This window comes from Plantactinospora sp. BB1, from assembly GCF_003030385.1.
Taxonomy (GTDB): domain Bacteria; phylum Actinomycetota; class Actinomycetes; order Mycobacteriales; family Micromonosporaceae; genus Plantactinospora.
The window spans coordinates 5673631-5692457 of the sequence record NZ_CP028159.1; the positions used below are offsets into that span (position 1 = coordinate 5673631).

Annotated in this window: 22 protein-coding genes and 3 tRNA genes; 5 read left to right on the top strand and 20 right to left on the bottom strand. The window is 71.1% G+C overall.

What is annotated here, in order from left to right:
- Positions 1-142 precede the first annotated feature (142 nt).
- The 10 genes from nusG to C6W10_RS24810 form a co-directional block, all read right to left on the bottom strand.
- The gene (gene nusG, locus C6W10_RS24760; protein ID WP_107260922.1) at positions 143-862 is read right to left on the bottom strand and encodes a transcription termination/antitermination protein NusG; all 720 of its coding nucleotides are present in this window, start codon (positions 860-862) and stop codon (positions 143-145) included.
- Positions 863-900: 38 nt separating this feature from the next.
- Positions 901-1290, bottom strand: a complete 390-nt coding sequence (secE, locus tag C6W10_RS24765) for a preprotein translocase subunit SecE (RefSeq protein WP_107260924.1) — start codon at positions 1288-1290, stop codon at positions 901-903.
- 278 nt (positions 1291-1568) lie between these two features.
- Positions 1569-1641 (bottom strand) — tRNA-Trp (locus C6W10_RS24770).
- A gap of 138 nt (positions 1642-1779) precedes the next feature.
- Positions 1780-2172, bottom strand: a complete 393-nt coding sequence (locus tag C6W10_RS24775; RefSeq protein WP_107260926.1) for a MaoC family dehydratase — start codon at positions 2170-2172, stop codon at positions 1780-1782.
- A gap of 1 nt (position 2173) precedes the next feature.
- The gene (locus C6W10_RS24780; RefSeq protein WP_107260928.1) at positions 2174-2620 is read right to left on the bottom strand and encodes a MaoC family dehydratase N-terminal domain-containing protein; all 447 of its coding nucleotides are present in this window, start codon (positions 2618-2620) and stop codon (positions 2174-2176) included.
- A gap of 324 nt (positions 2621-2944) precedes the next feature.
- Complete coding sequence (gene rpmG, locus C6W10_RS24785) at positions 2945-3112, bottom strand: 50S ribosomal protein L33 (protein ID WP_013288652.1); 168 nt, start codon at positions 3110-3112, stop codon at positions 2945-2947.
- Between the two features lie 132 nt (positions 3113-3244).
- Positions 3245-3317: transfer RNA gene (locus C6W10_RS24790), tRNA-Met, on the bottom strand.
- 25 nt (positions 3318-3342) lie between these two features.
- Positions 3343-3415: transfer RNA gene (locus tag C6W10_RS24795), tRNA-Thr, on the bottom strand.
- 117 nt (positions 3416-3532) lie between these two features.
- Positions 3533-6061: a bifunctional diguanylate cyclase/phosphodiesterase gene (locus C6W10_RS24800; RefSeq protein ID WP_107260930.1), complete on the bottom strand. Its 2529-nt coding sequence runs from the start codon at positions 6059-6061 to the stop codon at positions 3533-3535.
- Positions 6062-6704: 643 nt separating this feature from the next.
- A complete protein-coding gene (locus tag C6W10_RS24810) occupies positions 6705-7310 on the bottom strand; it encodes a TetR/AcrR family transcriptional regulator (protein WP_199854071.1) in 606 nt (201 codons plus the stop codon).
- A gap of 212 nt (positions 7311-7522) precedes the next feature.
- On the opposite strand from C6W10_RS24810, the gene abc-f reads away from it, so the two are divergent.
- Complete coding sequence (gene abc-f, locus C6W10_RS24815; protein ID WP_107260936.1) at positions 7523-9154, top strand: ribosomal protection-like ABC-F family protein; 1632 nt, start codon at positions 7523-7525, stop codon at positions 9152-9154.
- A 224-nt stretch (positions 9155-9378) separates the two neighbouring features.
- Positions 9379-10143, top strand: coding sequence for a virginiamycin B lyase (locus C6W10_RS24820; RefSeq protein WP_234361406.1), 765 nt, complete (start codon positions 9379-9381; stop codon positions 10141-10143).
- A 129-nt stretch (positions 10144-10272) separates the two neighbouring features.
- Here C6W10_RS24820 and C6W10_RS37485 read toward each other — a convergent pair whose 3' ends face one another.
- From C6W10_RS37485 to C6W10_RS24840, 5 genes are all read right to left on the bottom strand, one after another.
- Entirely contained in the window at positions 10273-10431 is a 159-nt protein-coding gene (locus tag C6W10_RS37485; protein ID WP_159079483.1) for a hypothetical protein, read from the bottom strand.
- A 95-nt stretch (positions 10432-10526) separates the two neighbouring features.
- On the bottom strand, positions 10527-11135 hold the full coding sequence (locus tag C6W10_RS24825; RefSeq protein ID WP_199853738.1) for a cadmium resistance transporter: 609 nt from the start codon (positions 11133-11135) through the stop codon (positions 10527-10529).
- Positions 11136-11211: 76 nt separating this feature from the next.
- Positions 11212-12096 (bottom strand): hypothetical protein, encoded by an 885-nt coding sequence (locus C6W10_RS24830; RefSeq protein WP_159104728.1) that lies wholly within the window; start codon positions 12094-12096, stop codon positions 11212-11214.
- Between the two features lie 9 nt (positions 12097-12105).
- Complete coding sequence (locus C6W10_RS24835; RefSeq protein ID WP_107260941.1) at positions 12106-13296, bottom strand: RNA polymerase sigma factor; 1191 nt, start codon at positions 13294-13296, stop codon at positions 12106-12108.
- 7 nt (positions 13297-13303) lie between these two features.
- Complete coding sequence (locus tag C6W10_RS24840) at positions 13304-13711, bottom strand: YciI family protein (protein WP_107260943.1); 408 nt, start codon at positions 13709-13711, stop codon at positions 13304-13306.
- A gap of 227 nt (positions 13712-13938) precedes the next feature.
- On the opposite strand from C6W10_RS24840, the gene C6W10_RS24845 reads away from it, so the two are divergent.
- The gene (locus tag C6W10_RS24845) at positions 13939-14442 is read left to right on the top strand and encodes a hypothetical protein (RefSeq protein WP_107260945.1); all 504 of its coding nucleotides are present in this window, start codon (positions 13939-13941) and stop codon (positions 14440-14442) included.
- Here C6W10_RS24845 and C6W10_RS24850 read toward each other — a convergent pair.
- Both C6W10_RS24850 and C6W10_RS37490 read right to left on the bottom strand, forming a co-directional pair.
- Complete coding sequence (locus C6W10_RS24850; protein ID WP_107260947.1) at positions 14413-15603, bottom strand: epoxide hydrolase family protein; 1191 nt, start codon at positions 15601-15603, stop codon at positions 14413-14415. The genes C6W10_RS24845 and C6W10_RS24850 overlap by 30 nt on opposite strands.
- A 187-nt stretch (positions 15604-15790) precedes the next feature.
- Complete coding sequence (locus C6W10_RS37490; protein WP_159104729.1) at positions 15791-15931, bottom strand: hypothetical protein; 141 nt, start codon at positions 15929-15931, stop codon at positions 15791-15793.
- 87 nt (positions 15932-16018) lie between these two features.
- Here C6W10_RS37490 and C6W10_RS24855 point away from each other — a divergent pair, with 87 nt between their 5' ends.
- Positions 16019-16327 (top strand): hypothetical protein, encoded by a 309-nt coding sequence (locus C6W10_RS24855; protein WP_107260949.1) that lies wholly within the window; start codon positions 16019-16021, stop codon positions 16325-16327.
- 31 nt (positions 16328-16358) lie between these two features.
- Here C6W10_RS24855 and C6W10_RS24860 read toward each other — a convergent pair whose 3' ends face one another.
- From C6W10_RS24860 to C6W10_RS24870, 3 genes are read right to left on the bottom strand one after another with little or no spacing between them, the layout of a single operon-like run.
- Positions 16359-16778: an arsenate reductase ArsC gene (locus tag C6W10_RS24860; RefSeq protein ID WP_107260951.1), complete on the bottom strand. Its 420-nt coding sequence runs from the start codon at positions 16776-16778 to the stop codon at positions 16359-16361.
- 32 nt (positions 16779-16810) lie between these two features.
- Positions 16811-17542 carry an aquaporin gene (locus tag C6W10_RS24865; protein WP_234361407.1) on the bottom strand — a complete coding sequence of 244 codons (732 nt, stop codon included), beginning with the start codon at positions 17540-17542 and terminating at the stop codon, positions 16811-16813.
- A complete protein-coding gene (locus C6W10_RS24870; protein ID WP_107260955.1) occupies positions 17539-17910 on the bottom strand; it encodes a helix-turn-helix transcriptional regulator in 372 nt (123 codons plus the stop codon). Before C6W10_RS24870 ends, C6W10_RS24865 begins: the two co-directional genes overlap by 4 nt.
- 75 nt (positions 17911-17985) lie before the next feature.
- On the opposite strand from C6W10_RS24870, the gene C6W10_RS24875 reads away from it, so the two are divergent.
- Entirely contained in the window at positions 17986-18483 is a 498-nt protein-coding gene (locus tag C6W10_RS24875) for an ArsI/CadI family heavy metal resistance metalloenzyme (protein ID WP_107260957.1), read from the top strand.
- Positions 18484-18827 lie beyond the last annotated feature (344 nt).

The following is an 18827-nucleotide window of genomic DNA, read 5'->3' on the forward strand; positions in this document are numbered from 1 at the left end:
CTGGGGAACGTGCACCTGAGGCCACCCGTCGGCGCGCACGGTCAAGCGCGCCTGCGTGACGGGCGACGTTCAAGAGTAGCGCAGCGCCGGCTCGGGCGACGCGCCGAGGTCGGCCCCGGCCGGAGCCCGGGCGGGCCGTCGATCAGATCTTGGCGACCTGGTTGAAGTTGAGCTCGACCGGAGTCTCCCGACCGAAGATCGAGACCAGGACCTTGAGCTTCTGCTGGTCGGCGTTGATCTCGCTGATCGTGGCCGGCAGCGACGCGAAGGCGCCGTCGGTCACGGTGACCGAGTCGCCGACCTCGAAGTCGAGCACCTTGACCTCCGGCTTCGCCTTCTTGGTCTCGGTCTCCACCGCCGGGGCGAGCCACTTGAGCACCTCGTCGAGCGAGAGCGGCGCGGGCCGGTCGGCCCGGTCGGTCGCGCCGACGAAGCCGGTCACCCCCGGGGTGTTGCGCACGCAGGAGTACGACTCCGGGGTGAGCTCCATCCGGACCAGGATGTAGCCCGGGAAGACCTTGTTCTGGACCTGGAGCCGCTTGCCGTTCTTGACCTCGACCTCTTCCCGGGTCGGCACCTCGACCTGGTAGATGAACTCCTCCATGTCGAGGCTGGTGATCCGGGTCTCCAGGTTCGTCTTGACCTTGTTCTCGTAACCGGCGTACGAGTGGACCACAAACCAGTCGCCGGGCGCGTAGCGCAGCTTCTGCCGCAGCTCGGCGACCGGGTCGTAGTCCTCGTCCGGCGCCTCGGCGGCGGCGAACTCCGGCTCGTTGGCGGCCTCGACCGACTCGGTACCGCTCGCCGTCGCCACCGCGGACTGCTCGTCCGGGGTCTCGGCGGTCTCGTCGTACTCAGGCACGCTCGCTCACTTCCGTCACTATCAGGTGGGGCAGGTGGTCAGCTGGAGCCACCGAAGACCCACAGCACGCCGCGGGCGAAGGCGTAGTCCAGCCCGGCCACGATCGTCAGCACCACGGCGACGAACACGACCACCACGGCGGTGTAGGTCAGCAGCTCCTTACGGGTCGGCCAGATGACCTTACGCAGCTCTGCCACGACCTCGCGGAAGAACCGGGCAAGCCGGCCGAATATTCCGACCCGACCCTCGGTCTTGGTCTTGGGCCTGCTGTCCGCCTCGTCGGCCTTGGTGCGCTCCCGGGTGGCGGTGCCACCGCGTCCGACCGGCTCGTCCGCCTCGTCGTCGGCGTCATCGTCGACGACGTCGTCGATCATCTCGTCGTCGAGACGGTCGTTGTCGTCCTCGTCGCGCCGATTCTTCTCGGCCACTTCGCCCTCCGTCGCCGGGTGGTTGGTACGCGCGTCGGTGGACGCGCGCTGCGCTTTTCACGCCGGCCGGAACCCGGAGTCTCCGTCTCGGGCGCCGACCGCCCTCGACCGAACCCTCCGGACGACCGTCCCCCGGAACGGCCCGCGGCCGGCGGATCCGTCAGGGACCGGACCGGGCGGACGAACCGCCTCGGCTCGACCCCGCCGATGCCACCAACACGAGCCGGTCGCCACAGGTGATGGCGACGCCGATCCCGGGACCGGTCAGGCCGTAGGCGCAGGGGTGACAGGACTTGAACCTGCAGCCTGCGGTTTTGGAGACCGCTGCTCTGCCAATTGAGCTACACCCCTGTGTGGGCAGCCGACCCACTCAGGCACGCACGCCTGAGTAGAGGCCACTTGCCCCACGGCGGACCAGTGTACGGGTAGAGGCACGAGTTTCCCAACCGGTGTGCCCCAGCGAGCCCGTCCCGCCTGGTCCAGCCGGAGCTATGCCGGAGTGCGGATCACCGCCCGGGCCTGGGCGAGCACCTTCTCGCCCTGGCAGGTCGCGGTCAGGTCGAGCCGGGTGAGTCCGTCCTCGGGCTCACCCCGGACGGCGGCGCTCACCTCGATCTCGGTGCCCTCGTCGTCGTCCGGCACCACGACCGGCCGGGTGAACCGGACGCTGTATTCCACCACCGCGTCCGGGGAACCGGCCCAGTCGGTGACCGCGCGCCCGACCAGCGCCATGGTGAACATGCCGTGCGCGATCACCCCGGGCAGGCCCACCTTGGTGGCGAACCGGTCGCTCCAGTGGATGGGATTGAAGTCGCCCGAGGCGCCCGCGTAGCGGACCAGGTCCGCGCGGGTGATCCGGAAGGTACGAGGTGCAAGATCCATCTCAGCCCTCTCCGCGTACGACGAGCTTGGTCCAGACGGTGACCACCGGCTCCCCCGCCGTCGTGCTCACCTCGGTACGGGTGGTCATGAAGCTGTGCGCGCCCCGGTTGAGGATCTCCTCGACGGTGTTGACGCAGACCAGCTCGTCACCGGCGATCACCGGCCGGGTGTAGCGGAACCGCTGGTCGCCGTGGACCACCCGGCTGTAGTCGACGCCGAGTTCCGGGTCCTCGACGATCTGCCGGCTGGCCGCCATGGTGATCGTGAACGGGAAGGTCGGCGGCGCCACCACGTCGGCGTGCCCCAGCGCCCGGGCGGCGTCCGGATCGTGGTGTGCCGGGTCGACGGCCCCGATCGCCGTGGCGAACTCTCGGATCTTCTCGCGGCCCACCTGGTACGGCGGGGTCGGCGGATAGCTGCGGCCGACGAAGGACGGGTCCAGGGACATGCCGCCGAACCTACACGGCGGGGGCGATCCGCCGGGGCCGCCGCCCGGCGGCCGGGACGAGCCTGTCGGAGCCCCGGAAGGGCGCCCAACGGAGGTCGGGGACGAGCCAGCCGCAAGCCCGTCAGGGGCCCGGAAGGTCGCCGCCGGACGGCGGGACAGCGGACCGGGCGGGGCGCGGCGGGCGCAGGGCGTACACAGCAGGGCAGGGGCGTAGAGAGCAGAATCGCCGCCCCGGGCCTGGGCGGGAGCGGCTCGGGGCGCGCTCACCAGGGCCGGAACGGCGATGCTGGTGGTCTCTGGTCGGCCGACTCGCGTCGGCGTCGATCAGCGGGTCTCGCGGTGAACGGTGTGCTTGCCGTCCCGGGGGCAGAACTTCTTCAGCTCGATGCGGTCCGGGTCGTTACGGCGGTTCTTACGCGTGATGTAGTTGCGCTCCTTGCACTCCACACACGCCAAAGTGATCTTGGGACGGACATCGGTCGCCTTGGCCACGGCGGGGCGCCTTCCTCGTTAGCGGACTGAACTACGACGTACCAGCGTAGACGCCTGCCACGCGGACACGCAAAGTGGGCGCCGACAGCGCCCTCTTGTTTCGGTCTCCGGGTTTGCCCCGGCGCCCGAGAGTAGCGGTGGCCGGACTTGAACCGGCGACACAGCGATTATGAGCCGCTTGCTCTGCCATCTGAGCTACACCGCCGTGGCGGGTCCAACAGAACCCTCTGAGCCCCCTTACGGAATCGAACCGTAGACCTTCTCCTTACCATGGAGACGCTCTGCCGACTGAGCTAAGGGGGCGCGCACGCGATCTTTCCTGGTGGCGCGCAGAGGTAAGAGTACACGTCGTCGGGCACGAGGTGAAATCAGATCCCCGGTAGCCAAACCGGGGCATCGATCCCGGGCCGTCCGACCAGGTCAGGGCACTGCCCGCAGCCGCCGTACGTCGGCCGGGCCGGCCGAGGTGTCGGACTCCGACTGGGCCGCGAACCATGCCTCCAGGCGCTCGTACGGCAGCGGGCGGCTGAACAGGAAGCCCTGCCCGATCTGGCACCCGATGTCCTGGAGCAGCTCCAGGGTGAGTTCGCTCTCCACCCCCTCGGCCACCACCGCCAGGCCGAACTGCTGGGAGAGCGTCACCACCGCGTTGACGATCGCCAGGTCCACCGGGTCGGTCGCCATCCCCTGCACGAACGAGCGGTCGACCTTGACCTCGTTGACCGGCAACCGACGCAGGTAGGAGAGCGAGGAGTGGCCGGTACCGAAGTCGTCGACGGCGAGGCGTACCCCGACGTCGCGCAGCCGGCGCAGCCCCGGCACCGCGCGTTCGGTGCCGTCCAGTACGCCGGCCTCCTTGATCTCCAGGGTGAGCAGCTCCGGGGCGACGCCGTACTCCGCGAGCATCCCCTGCACCAGGGCCGGGAACTGCTGGTCGGCGAGGGTACGCGGAGAGATGTTGACCGAGACGGCGAGGGTGTTGCCGCCGCTGGTCCAGTCCCGGCTGCGCCGCAGCGCCTCGCCGAGCACCAGCCTGGTCAGCTCGGGAAGCTGGCCGGTGTGCTCCGCCACCGCCACGAAGTCCTCCGGGGCCACCGTCCCGTGCGCCGGGTGCACCCACCGGGCCAGGCACTCCACCCCGACCAGCCGCCGGTCGGTCAGGGTGACCTTGGGCTGGTAGTAGACCTCCACCTCGGCGTGGTCGAGCGCGCGGCGCAGGTCGCCGGCGAGGCCGAGCCGCCGCGACGACCGGGACTCCAGCCCGGGGCTGAAGAGCTGGATGCCGTCCGGGGCCGACTTGGCCCGGGTCACCGCGAGGTCGGCGCGCTGGAGCAGGGTCGCCGGGTCGTCGCCGTGGTCCGGATGCACCGCGACCCCGACCACGGTGTCGACGTCGAGGACGAGCACGTCGAAGACCATCCGGTCGCGGATCTGCTCGCGCAGCTCGGCGGCGAGGTCGAGCGCCGCGTCGATGCTCTCCATCCGCAGCGTCACCACGAACTCGTCACTGCCGACCCGGCCGACCAGCGCGGCGGAGGGCGCCGAAGAGCGCAGCCGGTTCGCCACCTCGACGAGTACCCGGTCGCCGGCCGCGTGCCCGACGGACTCGTTGACCTGGCGGAGCCCGGCCACGTCGAAGAGGAGCAGCGCGACGACCTCGTTCGGGGCGCGTACCCGGACCGCCTCCTCCAGCGCCCCGGTCACCCGCCGCCGGTTGGGCAGGTTGGTCAGCCCGTCGTGGTACGCGTCGTGCCGCAGCCGGTCGACCAGCCGCGAGTTCTCCAGGGCGACCGCGGCGTGCGCGGCGATCGTCTCGAAGACCGGCACGTCCGCGGGGGTGAAGTGCCCGATGTCGGCGAGCCGGTTCACCACTTCCAGGGACCCGATCACCGCCTGGCCGGAGCGGAGCGGCGTGACGATCACGTCCTTCAGGCCCGCTTCCCGCAACGCCTCCCGCACGTCCGGGTGGCCGCCCATCCGGCTGCCGGCGGCGACGGTCCGGCTCTCCCCGGTGGCGCGCTCCCGGGCGATCAGCGGGGTCCGGGAGAAGTCGAGCAGTCCCGAGTCCTCGACCCTGGCGGTGAGCAGGACCTCCGGGTGCCGGCCCTGGGCGGGAAGCCAGAGGGTGGCGTACTCGGCCTGCATCAGCGCCCGCACCCGACCCAGCAGCGAGTCGGCCAGGGTGCCGTCCTGGCCGCGCTCGCTCATCGCCTTGGTGAGTTCGTAGACGTCGGCGAGGGTCCGGTGCTGGCGGAAGAACTGTGCGTACGAGCGGTAGAGCAGGAGCAACGCGGCGGCGAGTGCGAGCAGGAGCAGGGCGGACCACGGGGTGACGCGGAGGCAGATCACGATGACCAGGCCCAGGGCCACGTTGAGCATGACCGTGAGCAGGCCGGGACCGGAGGTGCGGAACACCTCCCAGCCCGCCTGCGCGCCATGCATGATCGCGAAGACTCCGGCGACCGCGCCCAGCGTCACCAGCGCGTGGGTCGCCACGGCGGCGACGAGCACACCCCAGGTGCTCGGGCCGAAGCCGTGCATCTCCGGCAGCGCCAGCACGACCAGACTCGCCAGCGACACCGCCGCGGCGGACTTGGCGACGTTGAACCACAACTTCGCCGGCGGGAACCGCCGGTAGATCTGGGTGATCAGCGAACCGAGCGTGAAGACGAGTACGACGGTGAGCGGCGGCAGCAGGTAGAGCCCGAAGAGCAGGGGAATCTCGATGAACGTGATGGCCGTGGTCTGTCGTCGGACGACGTAGAACAGCAGCGGCGTGTCACCCAGCAGCGCGAGACCGAGCACCAGGGCCGCCCAACCCCACTCGCCGGGCGGACCGTCGAGGACCCCGAGCACCACCGCCAGGACGACGGCGAAGATGGCCAGCGGGCCGGTGATCAGCCAGGCGTGTTCGGGGGATCGACGTGCTGCCGGTGGGCGCCCAGCCATACCACTCCCAATGGAAGAGAGTTCGTCCCTCGCGGGGCGGCCGCTAGACCCAGTCCCAGCCGAGAGTCTGGAGCCCGGCCTCCGACTCGGTCGTGTCACCCTCGGCTGGAGGGTCGGTCGAGTCAGCCGGAGGGTCGGTCGAGTCAGCGATCCAGATGTGGCCGCTTTGGTCCCGCACAGCCAGATCGGTCACCGCGGTCGCCGCGGCGAAGCCACTGACGGCGAGCGCCGCGAGCAGAAGTAGGGAGCCTATGAGGCGGCCCAACCTCCATGCAGGCATCGGTTGCTCCCGTCGAGGTAGCGTCGTAGAAGGTAGATGTTCCATGATGGTGCCACAGTCAGAGGAACCCGCAAAGCCATCGGAAGGGCGACCACCCGGGGATCGGCAAAGTCTAACCGTTCGGTAGGGACAACTCCGCCGGCCGGCCGCAACCAGCTTGCGAGCAAATGCCCGACAGGATTCACTCCCCGCTCAATAAGACTCACCACCCGTACGCGATCAGGCGTATCAAATACCGTTGTCGCCGGATTTCGGCTAAACCACTGCAATCGCGTAACTCCACCCATCACGGACGGAGCGCCGCCGCAGAATGGGTCGACATCGGGACACTAGGGATAGCTCGGACCATCGTCCACAGCAGACTCAGCGCGCACCGGCCGGAGTCTGCGAGGCCGGCACCGCCACGTCGCGCGGATCACAGTCCGTGAGGGCGCCGGCCGTGAAGGCCCCGGCCCGGGCGGCCGTCACGGCGTCCCGGGCCGCCCGGAGCGCGAACTCCCGGTCGGGCGAGGTCCGCAGCAGCACCAGCTCGTGGTAGACCGGCGCGGTGGCGGCGACGAGCAGTCGACGCGGATCGCAGCCGGCCGGGACCTCGCCGCGCCGTACCGCCCGGTGCACGATGACGGCACAGCGGTCGTACCGGTCGGCCCAGAAGGAGCGGAGGGCGTCGGCGGCCGGCGCCGAACGGAACGACGCCGCGATCAGCGCCGTCGTGACCGGCGGATCGGCGGTGAGCGCCGCGTACACCTCCACGTTGACCGCGAGCAGGTCGCCCTCCAGCGAGCCGCTGTCGGGTGGTCGCCAGTCGTCCCCGATGCCCTCGACGAGTACGTCGGCGAGCAGCCCACCGACGTCCCGCCAGCGCCGGTAGACCGTGGTGCGGTGCACCCCCGACCGCTCCGCCACGGCGTCGATGCCGAGCGCGTCGTAGCCGTACTCGACGAGGTGGTCCCGGACCGCGTCGAGCACCCGGCGGCGGACCTCGGCGCTGCGCCCCCCGGGCCGGCGGGCGGGCCCGGCGGCGGAACCGGTTGGCGGTCGGGGCGGAGTCATGGCACTATCTTACTGCTACATCCGTAGACTTAAGGTAGGTACCCGTCCGATGATCAGGTGAGCGTCCCCCGCGTCCCGAGCCGCCGCACGACCCGGCGGCCGATCCGTCGACGACCGGAGTCGCTCCCATGCCTACCCAGCTCAGCCTGCACAACGTCACCAAGCGCTACGCCGACCGGACCGTGCTCGACGCGGTCAGCTGCGCCATCGCCGCCGACGAACGCACCGCGATCATCGGCGAGAACGGCTCCGGCAAATCCACCCTGCTCCGGCTGCTCGCCGGACGGGAACGCCCCGACGAGGGACGCGTCACCGTCGTCACCGACGGCGGGCTCGGCTATCTCGGGCAGGACGCGCCGCTGCCGGGACACCTGACCGTGCGGCAGGCGATCGACGACGCCCTGGCCGAGCTGCGCCGGATCGAGGCCCGACTGCGGGAGCTGGAACCCCTGCTCGGCGACGGCGACCAGCGACAACTGACCGAGTACGGCGAGCTGGCCACCGTCTTCGAGCTGCGCGGCGGGTACGACGCCGACGCCCGGGTGGAACGGACGCTGCACGCGCTCGGCCTGGCCGGGATCGACCGGAGCCGGCGACTCGGCGAACTCTCCGGCGGCGAGCAGGCCCGGCTGCACCTCGCCGCGGTGCTCTCGGCCGGCTCCGAGGTGCTGCTGCTCGACGAGCCGACCAACCACCTCGACGACGACTCGCTGCACTGGCTGGAGGAGCATCTGCGCGGCCGGCGGGGCAGCACGGTGCTGGTCTCGCACGACCGGGTCTTCCTCGACCGGGTCGCCGGGACACTGATCGAAGTGGACGGTGACCGGCACACCCTGGTCCGGTACGGCGACGGATACCCCGGCTTCCTCGCCGCCAAGGCGGCCGCCCGGCGGCGCTGGGCCCAGGCACACCTCGACTGGCAGACCGAGGTCGGCCGGCTGCGCGAGGCGGTGGCGACCACGGCCCGGCAGGTCGCGCCGGGCCGGGAGATGAAGGACCGGAACAAGATGGGGTACGACCGGGACGCCGGCCGGGTGCAGCAGTCCGTCGCCAGCCGGGTACGCAACGCCGAACAGCGACTGCGCCGGCTGACCGAGCACCCCGTGCCGCCGCCCCCGCAGCCGCTCCGGTTCAGCCCGACGTTCTCCGCCGACGGCACCAGCGGGGTGCTGCTGCACGCCGACGGGGTGGCGGTGCGGGGGCGGCTGCGCGAAACCCGGTTGACGCTGGGTAGCCGGGATCGGCTGTTGATCAGCGGAGCGAACGGCGCGGGGAAGAGCACCCTGTTGCGGGTACTCGCCGGCGAGCTGGTGCCGGACGCCGGTCGGGTGGTCCGGCGGGGGCGGATCGGCTACCTGGCCCAGGAGGTCGAGGTCGAACGGCCACGGGAACCGCTGCTGGCCGCCTTCGCCCGGGGCCGGCCCGGATCACCGGCCGAGTACGTCGACGAGCTGCTCTCGCTGGGGCTCTTCGACCGGGAGCGGCTCGGCGTACCCGTCGGGGAGCTATCCACCGGCCAGCGGCGACGGCTCGCGCTGGCCCGGCTGGTCAGCGCGCCGGCCGACCTGCTGCTGCTCGACGAGCCGACCAACCACCTGTCGCCGGGACTGGTCGAGGAGGTGGAGGCGGCGCTCGCGGAGTATCCGGGCGCGGTGCTGGTGGTCAGTCACGACCGGCGGCTGCGCGAGCGGTGGCGCGGCGAGCACCGGGTGATGGCCGCCGGGGCACTCGCCCCGGAACCGGTCGCCGCCACGGGTTGACCCGAAAAGCACCGCGGCGCCGGTTTGCGATTCGGCCGGATCGCACCGATCGCGGGTCGCGCCGATCGAATTCAGAAGGAAGGAAAACCGAAATGACATCTTCGCGTCATCCGTCGGTACGGGAGTTTCCGATAGCCGATTCCGGCGCCGGCCCGTACGGCTTGACCGTCGGGCCGGACGGCGCAATATGGGTCACCCTGGTGCATGCCGGGGAAATCATCCGAATGTCCCCCGATGGGGAGGTACGACGTCACCCACTCGACGGATCGGGGAGCCGCCCCTGCGTCATCGCCCCGGGACCGGACGGTGCGCTCTGGTTCACCCGGTCCCAGGACCACCGGATCGGGCGGATCTCCCTCGCCGGTCAGCTCACCTCGTACCCGATCCCGTCGCCGGCCGGCGGCCCGTACGGCATCACCGCCGGGCCGGACGGCGCGCTCTGGTTCACCGAGATGAACACCGACCGGATAGGTCGGATCGACACCGACGGCAGGATCGAGGAGTATCCGCTGCCCGGGACGGGTGCGTTCCCCTCGATGATCACCACCGGTGCCGACGGGGCACTCTGGTTCACCCTCAACCAGGCGAACGCGATCGGCCGGATCGAGGTCGACGGCGAAATCACCCTGCACCCGCTGCCGACGGCCGACGCCGGACCGGTCGGCATCACGGCCGGCGCCGACGGCGCGGTCTGGTTCGTCGAGATCGCCGCCGGTCAGCTCGGCCGGATCACCCCGGACGGAAAGATCACCGAGATTCCGCTGCCGGACCGGGCCGCCCGGCCGCACGCGATCGCCGCCGCACCGGACGGGAGCCACTGGTTCACCGAGTGGGGCGCCAACCGGGTCGGGCAGCTCGGCGCGGACGGCACGATCCGGGAGTACGACCTGCCGACGCCGGGGTCGGAGCCGCACGGGATCACCGTCGGCCCGGACGGGGTGGTCTGGGTCGCCCTGGAGATCGGCAGCGTCGCCCGGCTCACGCCGTAGCGGAGGTTGGGGCTCGGCACCCGCCGGTCGTGGCTGTCCGGGGCCGGCTGGTCGGACCCGGCGGCGGCCGGGCCGCCACCCGCCGGCCCAATCTCGACGGGCCGCCACCCGCCGGCCCAACCCCGACGGTCACCGCCGCTGGCTCGCCCGGCGCCGGTCGGCGTCCTCGATCGCATGACGTACCGCCAGCCGGATCACCCAGTACAGTGCCCCGAACATGACCACGGTCAGCGCGAGATAGACGGTGAGCACGAAGAGCAGTTCGGGGATCTGGCCGCTGGAACCCATGCGCAGACGCTAGGCCAGCCCGGCCGTTGCCGCCGCCCCACACCCACGAGCGGACGCCTTCGTTGCCACCCGGACGCGTCCGCACGCCTGGCCGGTCAACCCGCGAGTCGGCCGAGTACGCCGGACTCGACCACGATCACCGTACCGATCAGCATGAAGACGACCGGCACGATCCAGTGCCCGAAGCGTCGTACCAGGTCGACGACCCTCTGGTGTGACCCGAGCCAGGACCCGGCCAGACACCAGGCCGCGACCCCGACGGCGAAGACCGCCACGGTGAGCAGGCTGTCGGCGACGCCGATCGTGCGGAACGTCGGCGTGTAGACGGAGAGGTTGTCGGCGCCGTTCGCCACCGTCACCCCGATCACCGAGAAGAGGCCGGTGGCCACCACGGGCGACGGCGGTTCGACCTCGCCCCGGGCCCGCAGCGCCGAGACGAGACCACGCACCCCGAGAGCGAACGGGACCAGGCCGAGCAGCCCCACCCATCGGTCCGGCACGATCGTCAGCCCGAGTGCGGCGACGGCGGAGACGACGACCAGGACGGCGATCCCGGCGTACTGGCCGACCCAGATCTGCCACGGTCGCGGCCGGCCCGCCGCGCGGGCGGAGAGGAAGAGCACGGTCAACACGATGATGTCATCGACGTTCGTACCGGCGAAGAGCCCGACCGCCGCGAGCAGCGTCCCGACCAGATCTCCCACGCGCAGGGACTCTACGGGCCAGACGTGCCGCGCTCCCGGCACGGCCGGGTTCGAGGCGCTCGTTGCAGGGCAGTGATCAGGTCGGGCCGACGGCGGTCCGGGCGGCGCGGAGGGCGCCGACCGCGAGCAGCAGCGGCCCGGTGAGCGTCAGCGCGGCCAGCAGCGCCGCCGACACGTCGACCAGATCGGCCAGCGAGGTGGCCACGCCGACCGACAGGAAGACGCCGTGATCCGGGTTGGCGAACGACCACCAGGCCGACCAATCGCCGACGAGATCCTCGAAGGCGAGCGCCGCCGAGACCGTGACCAGCAGCGCTCCGAGCGGTACGAGGCCGGTCCGGTCGGCACGCGACGCCGACAGCGCCAGCACGGCCGCCGCCGCGAGGGTGGCCAGCAGCGCCGGCCAGCCGGCTCGGAGCAGGCCGAGCAGCGGGTCGCCGTCGATCCGGGACCAGACGTCCGCACCGACGACCACGAGCAGGAGTACGGCGACAGTTCTCGCCAGTACCGTGGCCCTCGGCCGCTGCCGGACCGGCAGCGCGAGTACGGCCACGGCGAGGCAGAGCACACCGAGCAGCAGCGCCACGCAGGCGAGCCGTTCCTGGTCGAGTGCCTGCCGCCACTGGTCGAGTGCCGGCTGTGGCAGAGTCGGCCGCCCGGTCGACCCGGCAGTACCGTCCAGCGGCGTGTAGAACGGGATCAGCAGGTTGCGGGGGGCCGGTTGGCCGGAGTCCCGCCACAGTTCCACCGCCGTGGGGAGCGCGAGCAGGGCGATGCCGGCGGCGAGCGCCGGTCGTACCCGTGGCGCTGCCGGACCGGCGACCAGGACGTACCCGACCAGCGCGGCCGACGCGACGAGCGCGGCCTGGGCGGCGGCGCGGTCGGCGGAGACCAGCGCTGCCAGGGCCGACAGCGTGCCGGCAGCGACGAAGACCGTCAACAGGACACGCGTGGGGCGCACGGTCAGCGATCATTCCATAGATGGGTCGCGACGGGTGCCGCCCTCGATCCCTACCCCTGCCGACCGGCGGGTGTTGAGGCGGGCGGCCTGGCGCATCAGGTGGTCGCGCTCGGCGAGGTTGGCTGCCTTTCGGGCCGCCTCGGCGTAGAGCCGCGCCGCCGTCGCCGGGTCGCCGTCGCGCTCGTGCAGGTACGCCGCCACCGCCGTGTGGCGGGGCAACGAGTCGTCCAGCGCCGCGAGCGCCGCCAACCCGGCGCGCGGTCCGTCCGCCTCGCCGACGGCGACCGCCCGGTTGAGCCGGACGACCGGGCTGTCGGTCAGCCGCGCGAGTTCGTCGTACCACTCGACGATCTGCACCCAGTCGGTCTCCTCGGCGGCCGGCGCGTCGGCGTGCAGTGCCGCGATGGCCGCCTGGGCCTGGAATTCGCCCAGCCGGTCGCGGGCGAGAGCGGCCTGGAGGATCTCCACGCCCTCGGCGATCAGTGTGGTGTCCCACCGGCCGCGATCCTGCTCGGCCAGCGGCACCAGGCTGCCGTCGGGCGCGGTCCGGGTGGCGCGTCGGGCGTGGTGCAGCAGCATCAGGGCGAGCAGTCCCGCCACCTCGGGGTGGTCGATCGCGGCCGCGAGCTGCCGGGTCAGCCGGATGGCCTCGGCGGCCAGGTCGACGTCGCCGGAGTAGCCCTCGTTGAAGACCAGGTAGAGGACGCGCAGCACGGTGGCGACGTCGCCGGGCTGGTCGAACCGTACCCCCGAGACGGTGCGCTTGGCCCGGCTGATCCGCTGCGCCATGGTCGCCTCCGGTACCAGGTAGGCCTGGGCGATCTGGCGGGTGGTCAGCCCGCCGACGGCGCGCAGCGTGAGCGCGACCGCCGACGACGGCGTCAGCGACGGGTGGGCGCAGAGGAAGTAGAGCTGGAGCGTGTCGTCCACCACGGGCACGGGCCCGGGCGCCGGCTCCTCGTCGAGGAGGTCCTCACGACGGCGGCGGGCGGCGTCCGCCCGGTTCGCGTCGAGGAACCGGCGCCAGGCCACGGTGACCAACCAGCCCTTCGGGTCCCGGGGCGGATCGGCCGCCCAGGTCCGGACCGCGTCGACCAGCGCGTCCTGTACGGCATCCTCGGCCGCCGCGAAGTCGGCCCCGCGGCGGACGAGGATGCCGAGCACGCTCGGGGTGAGGCTCCGGATCAGGGCCTCGTTCATCTGTCGGTCACTCCGTGATGGTCGGCGGCTCGGTCAGGAAGGGGCGCAGCTCGAGCCACTCGTGGATCGGCTTCCCGCCGGCCCCGGGAGCCGCCGACAGCTCCCCGGCCAGTTCGACGGCGCGCTCGTAGCTGTCGACGTCGATCACCATCCAACCGGCGATCAGGTCCTTGGTCTCGGCGAACGGGCCGTCGGTGACCGGCGGGCGCCCCTCGCCGTCGTACCGGACGAACGTCCCCTCGGGGGCGAGCGCCTGACCGTCGACGTACTCGCCGGTCTCCTCCAGCCGGGCCGCGAAGTCGCTCATGTACTGCACGTGCGCCGTGATCTCCTCCGGCGTCCACTTCTCCATCGGTACGTCGTTGACCGCAGCCGGAGCGCCACGGTAGTGCTTGAGCAGCAGGTACTTGGCCATCGTGTTTCTCCTCGGTACCGGTGTGCGACCCATTCTGGCCGCGTTCACAGCCGGGGACGGAGCAGGTCACCGGTTCTCGACATCGCCGTCGGAATTTTCTGTCCCCGATTTCCGAGCCCCCGGCCGGCCCGCGCGCCCGCCGTCGAGGCCCCGGCGCGGGACGGGAGCGCGGGACGGGAGCGCGGGACGGGAGCGCGGGACAGTCGACGACCAGGCACAATCCGGCGGTGCCGATCTCGATCTCGAACTACCGGGACCTCTTCGCGGACATCCGCAGACGACCCGGAATGTGGCTCATCCGGGCGGACTTCGCCAGCGTCGTGTCGTTCGTCGACGGCTGCAACGAGGGAAACGCCCGAGCCCTGCTGACCGGCTTCCAGCCCTGGCTGGTGACCCGGGCCGGCTGCCTGGACAACCACCTCTGGTGGAGCATCGTCGCTCACCTGACCGAACCCGTCGGCGCCAAGAACGTCCGCGACCTGGGCCCCGAGCTTGACGCCCGGGCCGTCGAGACGCTGTTCGACCTCCTCGACGAGTTCCTGGAGCTGCGCGACGAGCACGACGGCCTGCGCCGCGTCTACGCCGTACACGAAGAGTGGCGCCGCCTGCGCGGACAGAATGGCTGCGGCGCCACCAGCGCGCCCGGCTGCCCGACCGTGGCCTGGCCCAGAGCCGCGAGCCGGAGCGGGCGGGGTTCAGGGTTACCGCAGCGGCCGGAACGCGGCGCGTAGTTCGGTGGAGAAGAGTTCCGGTTCCTCCCAGGCGGCGAAGTGGCCGCCGCTGCCGACCTCGTTGAAGTACGCGAGGTCGGGGTAGACCGTCTCGGCCCAGCTGCGCGGGGCGGCCCAGAGCTCGTCGGGAAAGGTCGTGAAGCCGACCGGTACCGAGACCGGCGGCGGGGTCTGCCCAGCGGCGTCGGCAGCGGCCTGGGCCCGGGCGAACTCCCAGTACCATCGCGCGGACGAGGCGCCGGTGCCGGTCAGCCAGTACAGCGTGATGTTGTCGACGATGCTCTCCCGGGTGAGACCGCCGACGGCCCCGCCGTCGACGAACGCCCGGGACATCTTGTAGTAGCTGCTCGTGTCGTGGTCGAGCATCCAGGCCGCCAACCCGACGGGTGAATCCAGCAGGGAGTAGCCGATCGTCTGCGGGCGGGTGGACTGCTCCAGGAAATAGCCGAAGCCGTCCGTCGTGAAGGTGTTGAGCGCGTCGTACGCCGCCCGCTCCGGCCCGGACTGCGCCGGCAACTGGTCCTTGAGACCGATCGCCGCGACGAGCAGATTGACGTGGATGCCGAGCAGCCCCTCGGGGGCCAGTCGAGCCATCGCGTCCGTGACGGTGGCGCCGACGTCGCCGCCCTGGGCAACGTAACGCGAGTAGCCGAGCCGGTTCATCAACTCCGCCCACGCACGCGCCATCCGGGTGGACTCCCAGCCGGGCTCGGTCGGTTCACCCGAGCAGCCGTAGCCGGGCAGCGAGGGCAGCACCAGGTGGAACGCGTCCTCGGCGGTACCGCCGTGCGCGGTCGGGTCGGTGAGCGGGCCGATCACCCCGAGCAGCTCGACGACCGACCCCGGCCAGCCGTGCGTGATGATCAGCGGCAGTGCGTTCTCGTGCCGCGACCGCAGGTGGATGAAATGGATCTCGACACCGTCGATCTCGGTCGTGTACTGCGGCAGCGCGTTCAGCCTCGTCTCGAACGCGGGCCAGTCGTGCTCGGTCGTCCAGTACCGGGCCAGTTCCTGGACGGTCGCGAGCTGCACGCCCTGGGAGCGATCGGTGACCAGTTCCCGGCTGGGCCAGCGGGTGGCTCCGATCCGGCGATGCATGTCGGCGATCGCGTCTTCCGGCGTGTCGAGCCGGAAGGGACGGATTTCGTTGTCGTTCGACATGTTCCACCTGCCGGCTCGGGTCGACCGGCGCCGGGGCGCCGGTCGGCTGGTACGCGCCCAGTTTCGCACCGGCCCGGCGACCGGCGGACCGGAACGCGATTTCACGTTCGGGTACCGGGTCGACCGCCGGACGGGCTGCTGTCGCTTCGTCGGCCGCTGCCAGAACGGGTGTGGTGCCCGCAGCTACCTACGAGGGCTGAGGGTCGGTCGGCACCAGCCGAACCCGCCGGTTGACGAGGTTGATGTCCACGATCTCGACGGCGAGTACGTCGCCGAGTTCGCCGGTACGGTCCAGCGCGGTGTTGTGCACCAATCCCTCGAACAGCACGAACGCCGATCAGACAGGGGTACGGCGAGACGGCCGCGACAGTCGGGGTGTCGACTACGATCCGGTCGGCGTACCGGAGGGGGTCGGATGGAGACGTGGCGTCCCCTGGCGGGTGCCGTCCTGAGCCTTGCGGTGAGCCTGGTAGGTGTCGCCCTGGCCACCAACTTTCGCGGCGTCACCGAATGGCACGTACGGCGGTCGATCTCCACCGCGAGCGTGCTACGGCGAGTCCCGCCGTGGCGCTGGCTGCCAGACGGCTCGCCCGAGGAGCGTCTGGCGCGCTTCGTCCTGCTGGAAAGGGTGCTTGGGGTAGCTTTCGCGGCGGCCGGCGTCATGATCTTTATCGCCGTCGGCTACGGCATCGTGACCGGTCAGCCGATGCGGCTGGTGAAGTAGGCCGCAGGGTTCCGCCACGCCACCAACCAGGTCAATCTGCTCCCGGCGTGGTCGGGTCCAGTTCTGCGAGGAGGCGCACGATCCGGTCCCGGATCTGGTCGCGGACCTCGCGGACGACGGGCAGGGGCTGGCCGGCGGGGTCGGCGAGGGACCAGTCCTCGTAACGCTTGCCGGGAAAGACAGGGCAGGTGTCGCCGCAGCCCATCGTGACAATGACGTCACTGGCCTCGGCGGTCTCCCATTCGAGGATCTTGGGTTGTTCGGTCGAAATGTCGATGCCGACTTCCCGCATCGCTTCGACGGCCACCGGATTGATCTGCCCAGCCGGCTCCGAACCGGCGGACCGCACCTCGACGCTGTCCCCGGCCAGTTGACGGAGCCAGCCGGCCGCCATCTGGGAACGCCCGGCGTTGTGCAGACAGACGAACAGGACCGACGGCTTACCGGTCATCGTTCTTCCTGACAAACTCGGTGTTGCGGGAGTCATAACCGCGCCTCCTCGTGCGCCGGACGCCGGAGGACCAGGTCGTCGAGACGCCGCCCCGGCACGGGGTACCACCACGCCAGGGCGGCCAGCGCGACCAAGGCGCCGACGAGTTGACCTGCGACGAAACCCGGTGCCGAGGCGGGGGCGATGCCCGCGAAGGTGTCGGAGAAGATTCGGCCTACGGTCACGGCCGGATTCGCGAAACTCGTGCTGCTGGTGAACCAGTACGCGGCACCGATGTAGGCGCCGACCGCGGCAGGTGCCACGTTCACCCGACCGGAGCGGACCAGGGCGACGACGAGCAGCACCAGGCCGGCGGTGGCGACGACCTCGCCCAGCCAGAGGTGCCCGCCCATCCGGGCCGTGCCGGACCAGGTCACGGCAGGCAGGTCGAACATCAGGTTCCCCAGGACGGCCCCCGCGACCGCTCCGGTGACCTGCGCGGCCACGTACGCCGCGAGCTGGGCCGGGCTCAGCCCTGCACCGGTACGTCGACCGAGCCACCAGTCCGCCGCCGAGATCACCGGGTTGAAGTGCGCCCCGGAGACCGGCCCGAAGATCAGGATCAGCGCGCCGAGTGCCAGAGCCGTCGCGAACGCGTTCTGCAACAGTTGCAGTCCCACGTCCCCGGGCGACAGTCGGGCAGCCGCGATGCCGGAGCCGACCACCGCGGTGACCAGCAGGGCCGTACCGGCGAACTCCGCCGACGTACGCCGGGCCAGGCTCACCCGGATGCTCGGGACGTCATCGCCGACGTGTCGAGCAGCCGGGACAGTGCACCGAGCCGGCCGGGCATCACCCAGTAGTAGACCCAGGTGCCTCGACGCTGGGAGTCGACCAGGCCCGCTTCCCGCAGCACCTTGAGGTGGTGCGAGATCGTCGGCCCGGTCAGGTCGAACGCGTCGGTCAGCTCACACACGCAGACCTCCCCGCCGGCTCGGGCCGCGATGAGCGACAACAGGCGCAGGCGTACTGGATCACCCAGCGCCTTGAAGCCCCGGGCCAGGTCGGCGGCCGTCTCCTCGGTCAGGGCTTCGGCGACCAGCGGCGGACAGCAGCTTTCGGCGCTGAGTAGGGGTAGCTCTTGTCTCGACACCCATCTAGTTTGACAGTCATCTAGCCAACGTGGCAACCTGCTGTTTAGATATCCATCTAGGCAGGGAGGTGCGGGATGTCCCGCGTCCAACTCGCGCTACGCGTTTCCGACCTTGAAGGGTCGGTGGCGTTCTACTCCAAGCTGTTCGGGGTCGAGCCGGCCAAGCGACGCCCCGGGTACGCCAACTTCGCCATCGAGCAGCCGCCGCTGAAGCTCGTCCTGCTGGAAGGCGCCCCGGACCAGCCCACCGTCATGGACCACCTCGGCGTCGAGGTCTTCGACGGCGCGGAGGTGGCGGCCGCGACCGAGCGGCTCACCCAGAGCGGGCTGATCACCCTCACCGAGAACGACACCTCCTGCTGCTACGCGGTGCAGGACAAGGTGTGGGTACGCGGCCCTGGCAACGAACCGTGGGAGGTGTACGTGGTCAAGGGCGACTCCGACCAGTACGGCAAGAGCGCCGACGCACAGCCCGGCGCCGACGACAACTGCAAGTGCGGCGAGGCCGGGGACACCAGTGGCGGCAAGGAAACGGCCACCGTGGGAGCCGCCTCGGGTGGTTGCTGCTCGTAACACCGGCGGTCTCACGGGAACGGGCGGGTCCGCTGGCGGAATGCGAATCCACCAGCGGATCCGAGCCGGTTGGACGGTTTCGATGACATTGTGTCTGGCGCAGACCGGCCGGCCGGGGTGAGCAGGATCGACGTCCTGCGGCCGGACTCGGCCGGACCGGCCGGGACCAAACAAAAGCAGCCCCTCACCCGGTTGTCCCAGGTCAGGGGCTGGTTTCGCACCTTGTGGCGGGTAGAGGATTCGAACCTCTGTAGCTTTCGCGACGGATTTACAGAGCGTCTGCGGTCTTGGGCAGCACAGTGGCTCTGAGCTGCGGGTACTCCCATTCACGCCCCGGCCTGCCA

Coding starts and splice junctions, on each gene's coding strand:
- C6W10_RS24775 (WP_107260926.1), bottom strand. CDS start 2,172: ATGGATCTTGCACCTCGTACCTTCCGGATCACCCGCGCGGACCTGGTC.
- C6W10_RS24780 (WP_107260928.1), bottom strand. CDS start 2,620: ATGTCCCTGGACCCGTCCTTCGTCGGCCGCAGCTATCCGCCGACCCCG.
- C6W10_RS24800 (WP_107260930.1), bottom strand. CDS start 6,061: ATGGCTGGGCGCCCACCGGCAGCACGTCGATCCCCCGAACACGCCTGG.
- abc-f (WP_107260936.1), top strand. CDS start 7,523: ATGCCTACCCAGCTCAGCCTGCACAACGTCACCAAGCGCTACGCCGAC.
- C6W10_RS24820 (WP_234361406.1), top strand. CDS start 9,379: ATGTCCCCCGATGGGGAGGTACGACGTCACCCACTCGACGGATCGGGG.
- C6W10_RS37485 (WP_159079483.1), bottom strand. CDS start 10,431: ATGGGTTCCAGCGGCCAGATCCCCGAACTGCTCTTCGTGCTCACCGTC.
- C6W10_RS24835 (WP_107260941.1), bottom strand. CDS start 13,296: ATGAACGAGGCCCTGATCCGGAGCCTCACCCCGAGCGTGCTCGGCATC.
- C6W10_RS24840 (WP_107260943.1), bottom strand. CDS start 13,711: ATGGCCAAGTACCTGCTGCTCAAGCACTACCGTGGCGCTCCGGCTGCG.
- C6W10_RS24850 (WP_107260947.1), bottom strand. CDS start 15,603: ATGTCGAACGACAACGAAATCCGTCCCTTCCGGCTCGACACGCCGGAA.
- C6W10_RS24855 (WP_107260949.1), top strand. CDS start 16,019: ATGGAGACGTGGCGTCCCCTGGCGGGTGCCGTCCTGAGCCTTGCGGTG.
- C6W10_RS24860 (WP_107260951.1), bottom strand. CDS start 16,778: ATGACCGGTAAGCCGTCGGTCCTGTTCGTCTGTCTGCACAACGCCGGG.
- C6W10_RS24875 (WP_107260957.1), top strand. CDS start 17,986: ATGTCCCGCGTCCAACTCGCGCTACGCGTTTCCGACCTTGAAGGGTCG.